Origin of the sequence: Limnohabitans sp. Rim8 (assembly GCF_945901735.1) — a bacterium.
Lineage (GTDB): Bacteria > Pseudomonadota > Gammaproteobacteria > Burkholderiales > Burkholderiaceae_C > Limnohabitans_A.
Genome location: NZ_CAMDLM010000013.1, coordinates 52,217 through 66,830, shown reverse-complemented (window position 1 = coordinate 66,830; position 14,614 = coordinate 52,217). Strand labels below are relative to the sequence as shown.

The 14,614-nt window shown below is 60.3% G+C and carries 12 protein-coding genes; 6 read left to right on the top strand and 6 right to left on the bottom strand.

From position 1 onward, the window contains the following. The first annotated feature begins 19 nt into the window (after positions 1-19). Positions 20-2,170: a catalase/peroxidase HPI gene (gene katG, locus Q0O99_RS08495; protein WP_293750416.1), complete on the top strand. Its 2,151-nt coding sequence runs from the start codon at positions 20-22 to the stop codon at positions 2,168-2,170. Positions 2,171-2,252: 82 nt separating this feature from the next. On the opposite strand, the gene selD is transcribed toward katG, so the two are convergent. After that, positions 2,253-4,619, bottom strand: a complete 2,367-nt coding sequence (gene selD, locus Q0O99_RS08490; RefSeq protein WP_293750414.1) for a selenide, water dikinase SelD — start codon at positions 4,617-4,619, stop codon at positions 2,253-2,255. Beyond that, a complete protein-coding gene (gene senB / locus Q0O99_RS08485; RefSeq protein WP_293750412.1) occupies positions 4,620-5,600 on the bottom strand; it encodes a selenoneine biosynthesis selenosugar synthase SenB in 981 nt (326 codons plus the stop codon). Positions 5,601-5,673: 73 nt separating this feature from the next. Here senB and senA point away from each other — a divergent pair, with 73 nt between their 5' ends. After that, positions 5,674-6,822, top strand: coding sequence for a selenoneine synthase SenA (gene senA / locus Q0O99_RS08480; protein ID WP_293750410.1), 1,149 nt, complete (start codon positions 5,674-5,676; stop codon positions 6,820-6,822). Positions 6,823-6,826: 4 nt separating this feature from the next. Here the strand turns inward: senA and Q0O99_RS08475 are convergent, their stop codons facing one another. Both Q0O99_RS08475 and Q0O99_RS08470 read right to left on the bottom strand, forming a co-directional pair. Next, positions 6,827-7,840, bottom strand: a complete 1,014-nt coding sequence (locus Q0O99_RS08475; protein WP_293750408.1) for a Gfo/Idh/MocA family oxidoreductase — start codon at positions 7,838-7,840, stop codon at positions 6,827-6,829. After that, complete coding sequence (locus Q0O99_RS08470; protein WP_293750406.1) at positions 7,840-8,736, bottom strand: NAD(P)-dependent oxidoreductase; 897 nt, start codon at positions 8,734-8,736, stop codon at positions 7,840-7,842. The genes Q0O99_RS08475 and Q0O99_RS08470 overlap by 1 nt, the downstream gene beginning before the upstream one ends. 262 nt (positions 8,737-8,998) lie before the next feature. Between Q0O99_RS08470 and Q0O99_RS08465 the strand changes: the two genes are divergently transcribed. From Q0O99_RS08465 to Q0O99_RS08450, 4 genes are all read left to right on the top strand, one after another. After that, positions 8,999-9,988: a TRAP transporter substrate-binding protein gene (locus Q0O99_RS08465; RefSeq protein WP_293750404.1), complete on the top strand. Its 990-nt coding sequence runs from the start codon at positions 8,999-9,001 to the stop codon at positions 9,986-9,988. Between the two features lie 67 nt (positions 9,989-10,055). Continuing rightward, positions 10,056-10,547, top strand: a complete 492-nt coding sequence (locus tag Q0O99_RS08460) for a TRAP transporter small permease (protein WP_293750402.1) — start codon at positions 10,056-10,058, stop codon at positions 10,545-10,547. Between the two features lie 32 nt (positions 10,548-10,579). Further along, a complete protein-coding gene (locus Q0O99_RS08455) occupies positions 10,580-11,863 on the top strand; it encodes a TRAP transporter large permease (RefSeq protein ID WP_293750400.1) in 1,284 nt (427 codons plus the stop codon). 14 nt (positions 11,864-11,877) lie between these two features. After that, the gene (locus Q0O99_RS08450; protein ID WP_293750398.1) at positions 11,878-12,726 is read left to right on the top strand and encodes a TauD/TfdA family dioxygenase; all 849 of its coding nucleotides are present in this window, start codon (positions 11,878-11,880) and stop codon (positions 12,724-12,726) included. Between the two features lie 3 nt (positions 12,727-12,729). Here the strand turns inward: Q0O99_RS08450 and Q0O99_RS08445 are convergent, their stop codons facing one another. After that, positions 12,730-13,494, bottom strand: coding sequence for an SDR family NAD(P)-dependent oxidoreductase (locus Q0O99_RS08445; protein ID WP_293750479.1), 765 nt, complete (start codon positions 13,492-13,494; stop codon positions 12,730-12,732). Between the two features lie 101 nt (positions 13,495-13,595). Further along, positions 13,596-14,564, bottom strand: coding sequence for an L-histidine N(alpha)-methyltransferase (gene egtD, locus Q0O99_RS08440; RefSeq protein ID WP_293750396.1), 969 nt, complete (start codon positions 14,562-14,564; stop codon positions 13,596-13,598). Positions 14,565-14,614 lie beyond the last annotated feature (50 nt).

Here is a 14,614-nt window from a genome sequence, read left to right as displayed (position 1 = left end):
ACCCGGGAAGGAAATAGCAATGTCAAACGAAGGCAAATGCCCTGTGATGCATGGTGGCAACACCACCACAAGCAACACCCCCATGGCCTGGTGGCCAAAAGCCCTGAACTTGGACATCCTGCACCAGCATGACATCAAGACCAACCCGATGGGGCAGGCTTTCAACTACCGCGAGGAAGTGAAAAAACTCGATGTGCCCGCGTTGAAGAAAGACCTCACCGCCGTCATGACCGACAGCCAGGACTGGTGGCCTGCCGACTGGGGTCACTATGGTGGTTTGATGGTGCGCATGGCGTGGCACGCTGTGGGTTCGTACCGAGTGGCCGATGGGCGAGGCGGTGCAGGCACCGGCAACCAGCGCTTTGCGCCACTCAACTCTTGGCCAGACAACGTCAACCTCGACAAAGCACGCCGCTTGTTGTGGCCCATCAAAAAGAAATACGGCAATCGCCTCAGCTGGGCCGACTTGATCATCCTTGCAGGCAATGTGGCCTACGAGTCCATGGGCCTCAAAACCTACGGCTTTGCCTTTGGCCGCGAAGACATTTGGCACCCCGAGCAAGACATCAACTGGGGCTCAGAAAAAGAATGGTTGGGTACGACCCGCTACGACGGCAACAACCGAGATTCTTTAGAAAACCCCCTCGCTGCGGTGCAAATGGGCCTGATTTACGTGAACCCCGAAGGCGTGAACGGCCAGCCCGACCCACTGCGCACAGCGCAAGACGTGCGCCTGACCTTTGCCCGCATGGCCATGAACGACGAAGAAACCGTGGCCCTCACGGCGGGCGGCCACACCGTGGGCAAGTGCCACGGCAATGGCAAGGCGCAAAACTTGGGCCCTGAGCCAGAAGGTGCAGACGTGGCCGAACAAGGCTTGGGCTGGATGAACCACACCAGCCGGGGTGTGGGGCGCGACACCATGTCCAGCGGCATCGAAGGGGCCTGGACCACCCACCCCACCCAATGGGACAACGGTTACTTCCGCCTCTTGTTCACCTACGATTGGGAGCTCAAAAAGAGCCCCGCTGGCGCGTGGCAGTGGGAGCCGATCAACATCCTGGAAGAAGACAAACCGGTGGATGTGGAAGACCCCAGCATTCGCCACAACCCCATCATGACCGACGCCGACATGGCCATGAAGATGGACCCCGAGTACCGCAAGATCTCGGAGCGCTTTTACAAAGACCCCGATGAATTCACTCAAGTGTTTGCGCGTGCGTGGTTCAAGCTGACCCACCGCGACATGGGCCCGAAGGTGCGCTACATCGGCCCCGAAGTGCCCGCTGAAGACCTGATCTGGCAAGACCCCGTGCCCGCAGTCAAGGCCACTTATGACGTGGCGGCTGTCAAAGCCCAAATCGCTGCCAGTGGTTTGAGCGTGAGCGAAATGGTCGCCACCGCTTGGGACAGTGCCCGCACCTACCGTGGCTCAGACATGCGCGGCGGTGCCAACGGTGCCCGCATTCGCTTGGCCCCTCAAAAAGATTGGGAAGGCAACGAACCTGCACGTTTGGCCAAGGTGCTGGCGGTGCTCGAAGGCATCGCCAAAAACAGCGGTGCCAGCGTGGCCGATGTGATCGTGTTGGCCGGCAATGTGGGTGTGGAGCAAGCCGTGCAAGCTGCTGGCTTGAATGTACCCGTTCCGTTCATGCCAGGCCGAGGTGACGCCACACAAGACATGACCGACGTGGAATCATTTGCCGTGCTGGAGCCCATTCACGATGGCTTTCGCAACTGGGTGCAAAAGAACTATGTGGTCAGCCCTGAAGAGCTCTTGCTCGACCGCGCCCAACTCATGGGCCTCACGGCGAGCGAGATGACCGTGTTGGTGGGCGGCATGCGTGTGCTGGGTGTCAACCACGGCGGCTCCAAGCAAGGCGTGTTCACCGACCGTGTGGGCGTGTTGAGCAACGACTTCTTTGTGGCCTTGACCGACATGGTTTACCAGTGGAAGCCCACGGGCAAAAACTCGTACGACATTTGTGACCGCCAAACAGGTCAGGCGAAGTGGACGGCTTCACGCGTTGACTTGGTGTTTGGTTCCAATTCGGTCTTGCGCGCTTACGCCGAGGTGTATGCCCAAGACGACAACCGCGAGAAGTTTGTACGTGACTTTGTGGCCGCATGGACCAAGGTCATGAACGCTGACCGATTCGACTTGGGCTGATCAAGTGGCGCATTGACGGGGTGGCTCATGAGCCACCCCGTTTTTATTGGCCGATGGGCATCGACAGGACCAGCGCGTCGCCTCAGGTTTTCAGCAGCACCGGCTCGATGGCCTCGCCTTGCGCGGTGATGCGGCCGATGATGGCGGTGTGCGGGTAGCCTGCGGCCTTGAGCGCTTGCACACAAGCCGCCGCTTGCGCTGCGGGCACGCTGGCCAGCAGGCCGCCCGCAGTTTGCGGGTCAAACAGCAGGGGGTAGCGGGGGTCGCCCACGAATTCATCGGCGTTGCGCAGGGCGCGGCGCAGGCGCACATTGGCCGGTTGCAAAGAGCTGACGATGCCCGCCTGGACGCAGTCCACCGCACCGTCCAGCAGGGGCAGGGTGCTCATGGTCAGTTCGGCGTCCACACCCGATGGCCGTGTCATCTCGACCAGGTGGCCCAACAGGCCAAAACCGGTCAGATCGGTGCAGGCGGTCGCGCCGTGGTGGTGCAAAATTTTGGCGCCCACCTGGTTGGACAGCACCATCGACTGCAATGCCGCAGCGATCCAGCGCCCCTTGGCCGCATAGCGTGCGTGCGCGGCGAACAAGGTGCCGGTCCCCATCGGCTTGGTCAGCAGCAGCACATCGCCAGGCTGCATGCCGCCCTTGCGCATCACGCTGTCCATCTTTTCATCGATCAGGCCGTTGATGGCAAAGCCCAAGGCCAGCTCTGCCCCTTCGCCCGTGTGCCCGCCCACCAAGGCGCAGCCTGCGGCGTTCAACACCTCGATGGCGCCACCCATCATTTGGGTCAACAGGTCTTCGACTTTGCGCTCCAGGCCTGGGGGCACGGTGACCACGGCGGTGGCCGTTTGTGGCTCGGCCCCCATGGCAAAAATATCACCCAGCGCGTGGTTGGCGGCCACCTTGCCAAACAAATAGGGGTCGTCGATGAAGGCCCGGAAAAAGTCCACCGTCTGCACCACGGCCATGCCCGGCGGCACGCGCACCACGGCCGCATCGTCGGGCGAGTGCAGGCTGATCAGTACATCTGGCCGCTCGACCGGATGCAAGCTGCCCAGTGCCCGGGACAAAATGTTGGCGCCTACTTTGGCGCCGCAGCCCCCGCAGCGCATGGCGATGGCCGAAATGGCTTGCAGTGATTCTTCGCTCGTCAGTGTCAGCCGCGTGCTGGGGGCCTTGCCTTGGGCCTGGATGTCTTTGAGCAGCTGGCCCATGGCTTGCACGGCTTCGCGGACGTTGGCACCGGGTTGGGCGGGGCCGCCCGCTCCTGGCATGGCAGGGAACTCGGTGAAGCGGCGCATGAATTCCCGGTCAATGCGGTCCTTCCAGCGCCAGACCCAGGCCCCGGCAAAATTCAGCGACCCTCGAGAGGCCACGGCAAAGCGGTTGCCGGTCGATATCAGGGCCAGCCAATGGTGTTGCGGGTCGTAGGCCAGCAGCTTTTGACCGCGCAGGCTGCGGCGCAAATTCTCGGCCAAGGGCTTGGCCATGCGCACGGCAAACACGCCGGCTTTCTCGAGCGGGTGCTCCACAAACGAGGCGACATCACCGGCTGCAAACACCAGCGGGTCATTCAGGGATTGCAGTTGGTGGTGCACCAGGATGAAGCCGTTTTTGTCCAAAGCCAGTCCGGTGCTTTGCAACCATTCGGGGCCACCGGCCTGGGTCACCCACATGGTTTCGTCGGCATCAAAAGTGCGGCCGTCCCGCGTGTGCAGACAGCCGGGCGAGACTTGCACCACCTCGGCATGGGTGTGCACGGCGACGTTGCGCTCTTGCAAAACCTTGGCAAATTGCGCGCGCACGCGCGGGTTGTGAGTGGGCAAAATGTGTTCGCCAGAAGTCAGCAGCACAAATTGCAGGTCTTCTGGGTTGCGCACCATGGCCCTGAACTCATTGCGCAAGCGGTATTGCATGGACAGCACCAGTTCCACGCCACCGGCGCCTGCGCCGACCACGGCAATCGTCATGGGGCCTCGGTGAGCGGGCCATTGGCGGGCCTTGTCCATCAGGGCCAACCACCGCTGGTTGAACTGCGCAATCGGCTTGACGGGTACGGCCAGGGCTTGTGCGCCATCGACCTGCCGCACCTGCGGGGTTGAGCCTGTGTTGATCGAGAGCAGGTCGTACGGCACGGGCGGGCGGTTTTTGCAAATGACTCTTTGGGTCTTGCGGTCGATGCCGATCACGGCATCGTGGACCAGGCGTGCCCCGGCAAACGCGCACAGGCGACCCAGGTCGATGTGCACCTCGTCAAAGCTGTAGTGGCCCGAAATGTAGCCCGGCAGCATGCCCGAGTAAGGGGTGTCAATGTCGGTGCAGACCAAGGTGATGCGCACGCCCGGCTCGGGCTTCATGGCGAACATGCGCAGCACTCCCACATGGCTGTGGCCGCCGCCGACCAGCACCAGATCGCGCAGCACGGGTTGATTGGAAGATTGCATTCAAAGGGTCCAGAGGTCTTGCACCCAACGGTGCAAGGCGGCGCGTTCGGCCTGCGGTTCAAACAAGGGTGCACGCAAAGCGCACTGATGCTGCAAGTGTGCCACCAGAGAATGACCGGTTTGTGGTGATCGGCACGCCCGCAGCAAATCGGCCAAAGCTTTGGCGTCGCCCGGCTCAAAAAGGCCGGCGTAATTCTCGCCCAACAGGCCCACATTGCCGTCGATGCGTGAGGCCAGCACGGGGGTGCCGCTGCAAATCGCCTCCATCAGCACATGTGCGCCGCCTTCCATGCGGCTGCAGTGCACCAGCAGGTGGGCGCGCTGGATGCGCTGCAGGGTTAGCGCGTGGGGCACAGCCCCCAGCCAGCGGTAATGCGGGCACTGCGCCTGCGTGTCTTGCGCGGCCTGGCCCAGCGCCGGGTCGAGCGCAGCGCCAATGTGGTCGATGAACACGCCCGCGTCTGGCGGCAACAGGCGAGCAGCAGCCATCAGGGTGAGCGGGTCTTTTTCTTCGCGCAAATGGCCCACCATCAGGGCGCGCAGATGGCGAGAGGTCTTGGGCAAAGTTTGGCGCGTGCCGGTGGACTGAAAGATGACCCGCGCCTTGGCGTGGTGGGCGGGCGGCAAGGCCTTGACCCCCCATTCTTGCAGCACCACCAGCGAACGGGCCAGCGTCAAAGACTGTTGGGCCAGGGGGTCGTGGCCGATGTCGCGGTACAGGTCGGTGCCGGTGAGCACCACGCCCAAGCCGCGCTGGCCGTGCGTGCTGTGCCAGGCTTGCACCGAGTCGGCTGAGCGGCGCGCGTGCAAGGCCAGCATCACATCGTCAGGCGAGGTCAATGCCTCGGCGTCGGGCCATTGCCGCACGATGCGGGCAGAATGCGCAGACAACAGCTGTTGCCAACGGCGCGCCGTTTGCCAGTTGCCGTTGTTGGCGTCGGCCAAGGCAGGGCTGACAATGACCACACGAAGTTTTTGCATGGGCAGTTTATACATGAGCCGCAGTCCCCCAGCCCCCCCCAGGCAGTCGAATCCCCACCGCTTGTATGGACCCGTGACCAACCCCTGGCGCACGGCCAACGCCGAGACCTTGGCCCAAGCCCTGAGCGACACGCGCCAGCGTACGCTGGGTTTGATGCAGGCCTGGCAAGCGGCGCTGCCCGATCTGGCCGTGCCACCCCGGCCCGGCATGAACCCGCCCCTGTGGGAGTGGGGGCATATCGCCTGGTTTCAGGAATGGTGGACGGTGCGCAACCGACAGCGCGGCGAAGGCATCCGCAGTGCCTCCTGGGGCGATGGCTTTGGGCCTTCACGCATGCCCCGTGCCGATGCGCTGTACAACTCCAGCGAGGTGGCGCACGACAGCCGCTGGTCGCTGCCGCTGCCCGACTTGCAGCACACCCAGCGCTACCTGGCCGATGTACTGGTGCACAGCCTGGCCCATTTGCGGGCCGTGTCCGAGTCCACGGACGAGGCGCTTTACTTTTGGCGTTTGGTCGTGCAGCACGAGGCCATGCACAACGAAGCTGCGGTGTACATGGCGCAAGACCTGGGCCTGGCTTTGCCCGAAGCCTTGTACGTGGGGCACGTGCAGGCGGGCATGGGTCCTGCCTCAACAAACGCTTTGCACATCCCCGCCCAAGTTTGTACCTTGGGCCACAGCGGGCCCGGTTTTGCCTTTGACAACGAATGCCAGGCCCACCCGGTGAGGCTGGCCGCTTTTGAGATCGACGCGATGGCCGTGACCTGGTCGCAGTACCTGCCCTTCTTGCAGGCCACGGGCCATGCTCTCCCGCCACATGTGCGTGGCGCGCTAGGCGATTGGCAAGTGCGGCGCCTGGGCCAGTGGCAGCCCATGGATCTGAACGCGCCCGTGGTGCATGTCAACGCTGCCGATGCCCAGGCTTGGTGCGAGTGGGCAGGCAGGCGTTTGCCTACTGAAGCCGAATGGGCGTGTGCGGCGCACTCGCCCGACTTTGCTTGGGGCCAGGTGTGGGAATGGACCGCCAGCGACTTCTCGCCTTACCCCGGTTTTGTGGCCCATCCCTACCGCGATTATTCAGAGCCTTGGTGGCACGGCCACCGCGTGCTGCGCGGGGCTTGCGCCGCCACCTCGGCGCATGTCGTGGATGTGCGCTACCGCAACTTCTTTGTGCCCGAGCGGCGCGACATCTTTGCAGGCTTCCGCTCGGTCAAGCTTTGAGGTTTCAGCCGGCGGACGCCTGCCCCTTGCGCAGCAGTTCGTCGATCAGCAGGTGGGTTTTCAGGGCATCCTCACCGGTGACCCGAGGTGCTCGGTTTTGTTCGATCGCGTCGATGAAATCGGTCAACAGCTCGCGGTGCGGTTGGTGTGAAAAATCCATCATGTTGGCGCCGCTGCCGGTGCCCCCTTCGCTGCGCACGGTCAAGGGTTCACCTTGCAAAAAGTTCACCTGCAGATCGGCGCCACTGAGCCTTGCGCTGCCCAAAGTGCCAATCACCTCGATCGTTTCCGGGAAGCCCGGATACATGGCGGTGGTGGCCATCAGGTCACCGGGTGCACCATTGCCCAAGACCAACAGCGCGCTGACGTGGTCTTCGGTTTCCATCTGGTGCAAACGGGTTTGCCGCACCACCGAAGCCGTGACCGATTTCACCCCCACCAGCGCCTGAAACAGGTTCAGGGTGTGGATCGCTTGGGTCAGCAACACACCGCCGCCGTCGCGTGCCAACGTGCCCCGGCCCAGTTCGTTGTAATAGGCTTGGGAACGCCACCACGGCACACGCACCGATGCGGCCTGGACTTTACCCAGGCGTCCTGTGTCCAGCAACTCCTGAAGGGTCAGTGATGCGGGACGGAACCGGTGTTGCAACACCACCCCTAAGTGCAGTCCGCTTTGCCGGGCCAGCGCGGCCAGTTGCTCTGACCGCTCTAAATTGAGCTCGAGCGGCTTTTCGAGCAAGACATGTTTGCCTGCGGCAAAGCAACGCTGGCAAATCTCCAGATGGGTCGAGGGGGGTGTGGCGACCATCACCGCCTGAACCTGGGGGTCGGCCAGGGCCTTGTCCAAGCTGCTGACCAAGCGCACAGGGCCGATGTATGGCCGAATGCGGTCAGGGTGAGGCTGGCGCGTGACGGCATAGCGCAGGTCAATGCGCTCGCTCAGGTCTTGTAGGCTGCGCAGGTGGGGCTGGGTGGCTGCACCCAAGCCCACCAAGGCCATGCCCAGGCGCGCACTCATCAGCGGCCCGAGCCAATCTTGACCTGGTTGATTTGCGCTTGGGCTTTGACCAGTGAAGGCACCAGCTCCTGTCCATAGCCCAAGGCGCAAGCCGTCACCAGACTCTGGTGCACGCTGGTGCCGACCAATGAGGGTGCTTTCACGCTTTCGGTCAGGTGCACGTAGTACCGCAAGTCTTTCGACGCGTTGTTCAGCTCGAACTTCAGGCCGGTGTAGTCGCCATCCAGTGTTTTGGCCATGGCCTGAAACAAGCCTGAGTTGACCGCGCCGGCCGACACCACGCGCACCAGTTGCCCCACATCGATGCCCGCCTTGGCGCCCACGGCAAAGGCTTCGGCTGCCGCTGTGGTGATGGCTTGGCCCAGAAAGTTGTTCAGCAACTTGATGACATGGGCTGCGCCCATCTCACCGACGTGGAAAATATTTTCGCAATAGGCCTTGAACACCGGTTCTAGGCGGGCAAAGACTTCGGGCGACGCGCCGACCATGGTGTTGAGTTTGCCGGCTTCGGCCTCCACGGGGGTGCGCGCCAACGGGGCATCGACCAGGGTCATGCCCGCGGCCTGGCAGCGGGCTGCCAGGCGTCGCGTGGAATCGGGCTCGCTGGTGGACGCGTCGATGACCACCAAGCCCGCACGGGCTTGGCTCAACAAACCGGTGTGGCCTTCCAAAGCGGCCTCGACCTGAGGCGAGCCGGTCACGCAAATGATGACCGCGTCACAGGCCGTCAGATCGGCATGGCGCTCTACCAGTTGGGCGCCTGCGGCCAACAGGTCTTGCAAAGGCTCGCGCCGTGAATGTGCGGTCAGGGAAACCTGAAAACCTTTGGCCAGCAAATTTTTGGCGATGCCGTGGCCCATCAAACCCGAGGCCCCTATAAAACCGATGTGTTTCATGCATTTCTTTCGTGTGATGAATCAAAAAATACCCACCCCAGGTGTATCCCGGGTGGCGCACGCAAAGGCCAACACGCCCGTGCGCTAAGTGGGCTTCAAGTTATCACTTCTGGCCGTGCAGGGACCAGCGCTAGAGGACACGTTGGAGACAGCTGAGCAGATCACTCATGGTTTTCCCCAAGGCTGTTCAAGGTGCTTTGGCCTAAAGTGAAATGAGCAACACATTCAAGTTGTTGTTCCGATCAATACAGGAGACATAGAGATGAAAGTTTTGAAACCTTTGCTGGGCCTGGTGCTCTCTTCGATCATGGCCTTGAGCGCGCATGCGCAACAAGCGGCGATCACACTGCACGGCGCTTCACAGTTTGGCGATGACCATGCTTTCACCAAAACCATGGTCAAGTTCGAAGAGTTGGTCAAAAAATACTATGGCAAACCTGTTAACTTTGTTTTGCACAAAAACAGCGAACTGGGTTTGGAAAAAGACTACTTTGCCTACATGAATCAGGGCAAGGCGGTGGACTTTGCGATTGTCTCGCCAGCCCACATGTCCACCTTCTCCAAAGCGGCGCCCTTCATTGATGCGCCGTTTTTGTTCAGTGACCTGAACCACTGGAACAAGGTGTTGGACCAAGACATCCTCAAGCCGATTGCAGACGAAGTGGAGCAAAAAGCCGAAGTCAAATTGATCGGTTATGCCGGCGGCGGTGTGCGCAACATCTTCTCGAACAAAACAGCCGGTAATCTGGCTGACTTGAAAAACCTCAAAGTACGCGTGCAAGGTGCACCCATCTGGAGCCGCACCTTTGGCGCGGTGGGCATGACCCCCACGGTCATCGCATACAACGAGGTGTACAACGCCATCCAAAATGGCGTGATCAATGCGGGTGAAAACGAAGCCGCTGGTGTGGAAGCCATGAAGTTTTTTGAAGTGGCCCCCAACATCCTGATGACGCGCCATGCCATCACCATTCGCCCCCTGTGCTTCTCAGTCAAGACGCTGAAAAAACTGCCTGCAGACCTGCAAGCAGCGATCGTGAAGGCGGGCAAGGAGGCAGGTGCATTTGGTCGTCAGATCGAGTCGTCTGAAGACCAGGCCAAGCTCGACAAGTACGCCAAGGAAGGCAAACTCAAGCAGGTGCCTTTCGCACAACGCGCCGAAATGCAAAAGCTGGTGGACCCGGTCATGGCCGCTTACGCCAAAGAGGTGGGTGCTGACGCCATCTACGCCAAGATCAACTCAATGAAGTGATGTGCATCCCTGGCGGCGGCCATGCGGCTGCCGCCTCGTGTTTGACCGTGCTCCCCAGAATTTTCCCATGAACAAATTGCTGCACTTGATTGACAGTTTTCTGTCGTTTCTTTTGATCCTCGTGGTGTTGCTGTTGTTGGTGCCGGTCAGTTTGCAAATTTTTTCCAGATACACCGATGTCATTCCCAGGTACATGTGGACCGAGGAAATGAGCCGCTTTTTCTTTGTCTGGCTCATCATGTTGGGTGCCACTTTGGGTGTGCGAGAAAAAATGCACTTTGATGTGGATTTTTTGCCTAAATTGTCAGCCAAGGCCGATCGGATCTTGCTCCGCTTGTGTCAGCTTTTCATGCTGATTTTCTCCGGTGTGATTTTCTACTGGGGCATTGAGTTCACCAAATTTGGCTGGAACCAGACATCCGAGTTGGCCGATATGCCGATGTGGTGGATTTTTATTGCTTGGCCGATTTCTGGCTTCTTATGGATGGTTTTTTTGTTGCACCACATGTTCAGCAAGTCTGAGGGCGATGAAAGCGTGAACCAGGAGTCAGTCGTTTGACCTCAGCATTGTTTTCGCCAGGAATGGCCGCTATGGTCCTCTTCGGAGGTTTCTTTTTGCTTTTGGCGATTCGGGTGCCGGTGGCCTTTGCCTTGGGCTTGGCTTCTTTGCCAGTCCTTTTGCTGGAGCCTCGGCTGTCACCGATGGTCTTGTTCAATGAGACTTTCAAAACCTACAACTCCTTCATTTTGTTGGCGGTGCCGTTTTTCCTCTTGACGGCAAATTTGATGAACGGCGGCGGCATCACTGTGCGCATGATGCGTTTGTCCAGGGCGTTGGTGGGTCACTTCCCGGGAGGGTTGGCACAGATCAATGTGCTGCTGTCGGTGTTTTTTGCAGGCATCTCGGGTTCTGCCAGCGCTGATGCGGCCGGGCAAGGCAAATTGTTCATCGAGGCACAGGTCAAGGAAGGGTATGACTTGTCGTTTTCGATCGCCGTCACAGCGGTCTCGTCTGTGCTGGCGGTGATCATTCCGCCGTCCATTCTCATGGTGGTCTGGGGGGGCGTGATCTCCACTTCGATCGGTGCGATGTATTTGGCGGGCATTGTGCCGGGCGTGCTGTTGTGCTTGGCCCAAATGGCCACCGTGCACGCCTATTCGGTCAAGCGCAATTACCCGGTCTACCCGCGCGCCAACTTCGCTGAAATTGTCAAATCAACGCTTGTCGCCATTCCAGCCTTGCTCACCCCGGTGATCATCGTGGGGGGTATTTTGATGGGCTGGTTCACGGCGACCGAGTCGGCAGCGGCGGCGGTGTTGTATGCCGCGGTGCTGTCCTTGTTGTTTTACCGCGAAATGGGTTTCAAGCAGTTCATGGCTGCTGTGTTGGACACTGGAAAATTGTCGGCCGTGGCATTGTTCTGTGTGGGCACAGCCTCGGTTTTTGGCTGGCTGTTGGCTTACTACCAAATTCCCAAAGCCTTGCTGACCAATGTCCAAGCTTGGGGCATGGACGTGATTGGCGTCGGCATTTTCATTGCGGTGGCCTTCCTGATTGTGGGTTGTTTTCTGGATGCGATTCCCGCCATCATCATCGTGGGCACCACCTTGCAACCTTTGGCCCAATCGGTGGACATGCACCCTGTGCACTTTGCCATCATTGGCATTTTGTCTTTGGCCTTTGGCTTGGTCACGCCACCGTATGGCATGTGCCTCATGATTTGTTGTGCGGTGGCCAAAGTGCCGCTCAGGTATGCCTTGAAGGACACCATGATCATGGTGGTGCCGATGCTGGTGGTGTTGTTTGCGGTGATCGTCTTTCCTGAAATTGCTTTGTTTCTTCCTCGGATCTTTTCCCCCGAAATGATCAACTGATAAAAGCCAATGCCATGCCTTTGTTGACACTGTTGAGTGATGTTTTGGGAGCCCGCATCGACGGGCTGGATGTGTCTGAGCCCCTGGACGCCCATCAAAGTCAGTGGTTGGCCGACGCCTTGCACCGGCACGGCTTCATCGTGCTGAAAAACCAGTCGTTGACGCCAGCCGAGATGGTCACATTTGCCAAGCAGTGGGGCAGGCCGTCGCCCCATGTCATTGACACTTTTCATCACCCGCAAGAGGCCAACATCCTGATCCTCTCGAATGTGTTCAAGGACGGCAAGCCCACGGGGCTGGTGGATGCGGGCACTTATTTCCACACCGATTATTCTTATCTGGACGATGTGGCACGCTGCACCATCTTGCATGCCCAAGACGTGCCGCCCGCGCCCAATGGCACCACCTTTGCCAACCAGGCCAAGGCTTATGCCGACTTGCCCTCGGTCATGAAAGAAAAAATCAAAGGCTTGGTGGTCAAGCACCACTATGGCAACCGCGACAACCTGGACAAACAGTCCCGGAGTGTGGCGTCTGTGCTCAACGCCGAGCAAGCCCAAAGGGTCAGCTGGGTGCGTCACCCGCTGGTCAGGCCACACCCTTTCACCGGGCAGCCCGCGCTGTACGCGGTGAGCGGCAGCTCGTTTGGGATTGAGGGCATGCCCGATGACGAGGCTTTGGATTTGTTGCGCGAATTGGCGGCACATGCCACGCAGGACAAATACTGCTACACCAACAATTACGACAACGGTGATGTCATTGTCTGGGACAACGCTTTGCTCTTGCACAGCGCGCCCTTGATCGACCTGACCCGGCCACGCACCTTGTGGCGCGTGACCGTGCTCAACCCCCAAGGGCATTGAGCATCAGGGCATGTACTGTCCGCCGTTGACCTCGATGATCTGGCCGGTCACGTAGCCCGACATCTGTTCCGAGGCCAAGTACACAAAAGCACCCGCACACTCCTCGGCTGTTCCCAGTCGGTTCATGGGAATCGTGGCCCTGAAGCCTTCGAGCATTTGCGGGGTTGAAAAACGCTCGTGAAATGGGGTGGTGATGACGCCCGGTGCCACAGCATTGACGCGGATGTTGTCCTTGACCAGTTCCTTGGCCAGCCCCCGAGTCATGGTGGAGACGAATCCCTTGGAGCCTGCATACAGCGAGGCGCCTGCGCCGCCACCGTGACGGGCCGCCACCGAGGTCACGTTGATCACCACACCGCCTTGGCCTTGCTGGCGCATGGCCTTTACTGCAGCAGCCGTGCACATCATCGCCGAGCGCACGTTCAGGTACACCACGGTGTCAAACAATTCATCGGTGATCTCTTCAATCGGGACCCGTTGGACCAAAGCGCCCGCGTTGTTGATCAGAATGTCGATGCGGCCAAAAGCCTTGACGGTTTCATCCACGAGCCGTTGGCATTGCGCCGACTCGAGCACATCGCCTTTGAGCAAAATAGCCTGCGCGCCCGTGGCCTTGACGCGGCCCAGGACTTCTTCGGCAGGCCCTTGGCTGCTGTTGTAGTGCACTGCCACGCGGGCACCCAGTTTGCCAAAGGCCACGGCGGCGGCGGCACCGATGCCCGTGCTTGAGCCAGTGATCAGAACCACTTTGTCTTTCAGATCGTTCAACATGCAAGTCTCCTGGTGATGACTATGAACCCAGCATGAACGCGGGTCTGGATTCATTATGGGCAGGCTTGTTCAGTGGCCCAATCAAATGGGCGACAAGCTCAGGCCATTGCCCAGAACACCGCAAAACGTTCTTTCGGATCGGTCCAGACACGGGCCGATCCAAAGCCTGCAGACAGCAGCAATGACTCAAAGTTCTTCACGCTCCACTTGCAGGCGTTTTCGGTATGGATGGTCTCACTTGCTGCAAACTGGCGTTGGCCACCGGGCCACTGCACCGTCACCGAGTGGCGCGCTTGCAGGTGCATCTCGACGCGCGATTGCGGCGCGTTGAAGCGTGACAAGTGCCGCCAGTCGCGCACGGCAAAGTTGCTGCCCACCAAACGGTTGATGTGCAGCAACAAATTCAGGTCGAAGGCGGCGGTCACGCCCAGCGCGTCGTCGTAGGCGGCCTCCAGTTCGGCGGGGTCCTTGAGCAAATCCACCCCGATCAGCAAACCGCTGCCTGGCGCAATCCCGCAGGCGCTGTGCAAGTTGCGCAGGAAATCCAGCGCCTGTTCGGGCGTGAAATTGCCGATGCTCGAGCCTGGGTAGAACAGCACACGCGGCTGCGCCGGGTCGAGCGCCAGTCCGGCAGGCAGCTGCAGGCCGCCTGAAAAGTCCACGCCCAAGCCCGCCATGGGCAAGCCGGGGTGCTGGCGCTGCAGCACATCCAGGGCCTGGCGCACAAAGTCCACCGAAATGTCCACCGCCACATAGCGACCGGCACCCATGGGGCCGAGCAAACGCCCGGCTTTTTCGCAATTGCCCGCACCCAGGTCGATCCAGCACGCGCCTTGCGGCAGCTGATCTGCCATGTTGGCGCTGTGCAACTGCATCAGCTGCGCTTCGGTCCGGGTCAGGTCGTACTCGGGCAGCTCGGTGATGGCCTCGAACAGGCGCGAGCCCAGTGCGTCGTACAGGTATTTGGGCGAGGTGAAGGCCTGAGGGGCGCTCAGGCCCTGCAAGAGTTCGTGCGCCACAGCAGCGGCGTTGTGCTGATACAGCTGGATGAATTGAGGCGTTGTCATGGCAGGATATTAAGCCAGTGTTCAAGCGGCACGACGCCTGCAGGTTTGGC

What these genes read in the sequence shown, in the direction of transcription:
- katG (WP_293750416.1), top strand. Translation starts at nt 20, where the DNA reads ATGTCAAACGAAGGCAAATGCCCTGTGATGCATGGTGGCAACACCACC.
- selD (WP_293750414.1), bottom strand. Translation starts at nt 4,619, where the DNA reads ATGCAATCTTCCAATCAACCCGTGCTGCGCGATCTGGTGCTGGTCGGC.
- senB (WP_293750412.1), bottom strand. Translation starts at nt 5,600, where the DNA reads ATGCAAAAACTTCGTGTGGTCATTGTCAGCCCTGCCTTGGCCGACGCC.
- Q0O99_RS08475 (WP_293750408.1), bottom strand. Translation starts at nt 7,840, where the DNA reads ATGAGTGCGCGCCTGGGCATGGCCTTGGTGGGCTTGGGTGCAGCCACC.
- Q0O99_RS08470 (WP_293750406.1), bottom strand. Translation starts at nt 8,736, where the DNA reads ATGAAACACATCGGTTTTATAGGGGCCTCGGGTTTGATGGGCCACGGC.
- Q0O99_RS08465 (WP_293750404.1), top strand. Translation starts at nt 8,999, where the DNA reads ATGAAAGTTTTGAAACCTTTGCTGGGCCTGGTGCTCTCTTCGATCATG.
- Q0O99_RS08460 (WP_293750402.1), top strand. Translation starts at nt 10,056, where the DNA reads ATGAACAAATTGCTGCACTTGATTGACAGTTTTCTGTCGTTTCTTTTG.
- Q0O99_RS08455 (WP_293750400.1), top strand. Translation starts at nt 10,580, where the DNA reads ATGGTCCTCTTCGGAGGTTTCTTTTTGCTTTTGGCGATTCGGGTGCCG.
- Q0O99_RS08450 (WP_293750398.1), top strand. Translation starts at nt 11,878, where the DNA reads ATGCCTTTGTTGACACTGTTGAGTGATGTTTTGGGAGCCCGCATCGAC.
- egtD (WP_293750396.1), bottom strand. Translation starts at nt 14,564, where the DNA reads ATGACAACGCCTCAATTCATCCAGCTGTATCAGCACAACGCCGCTGCT.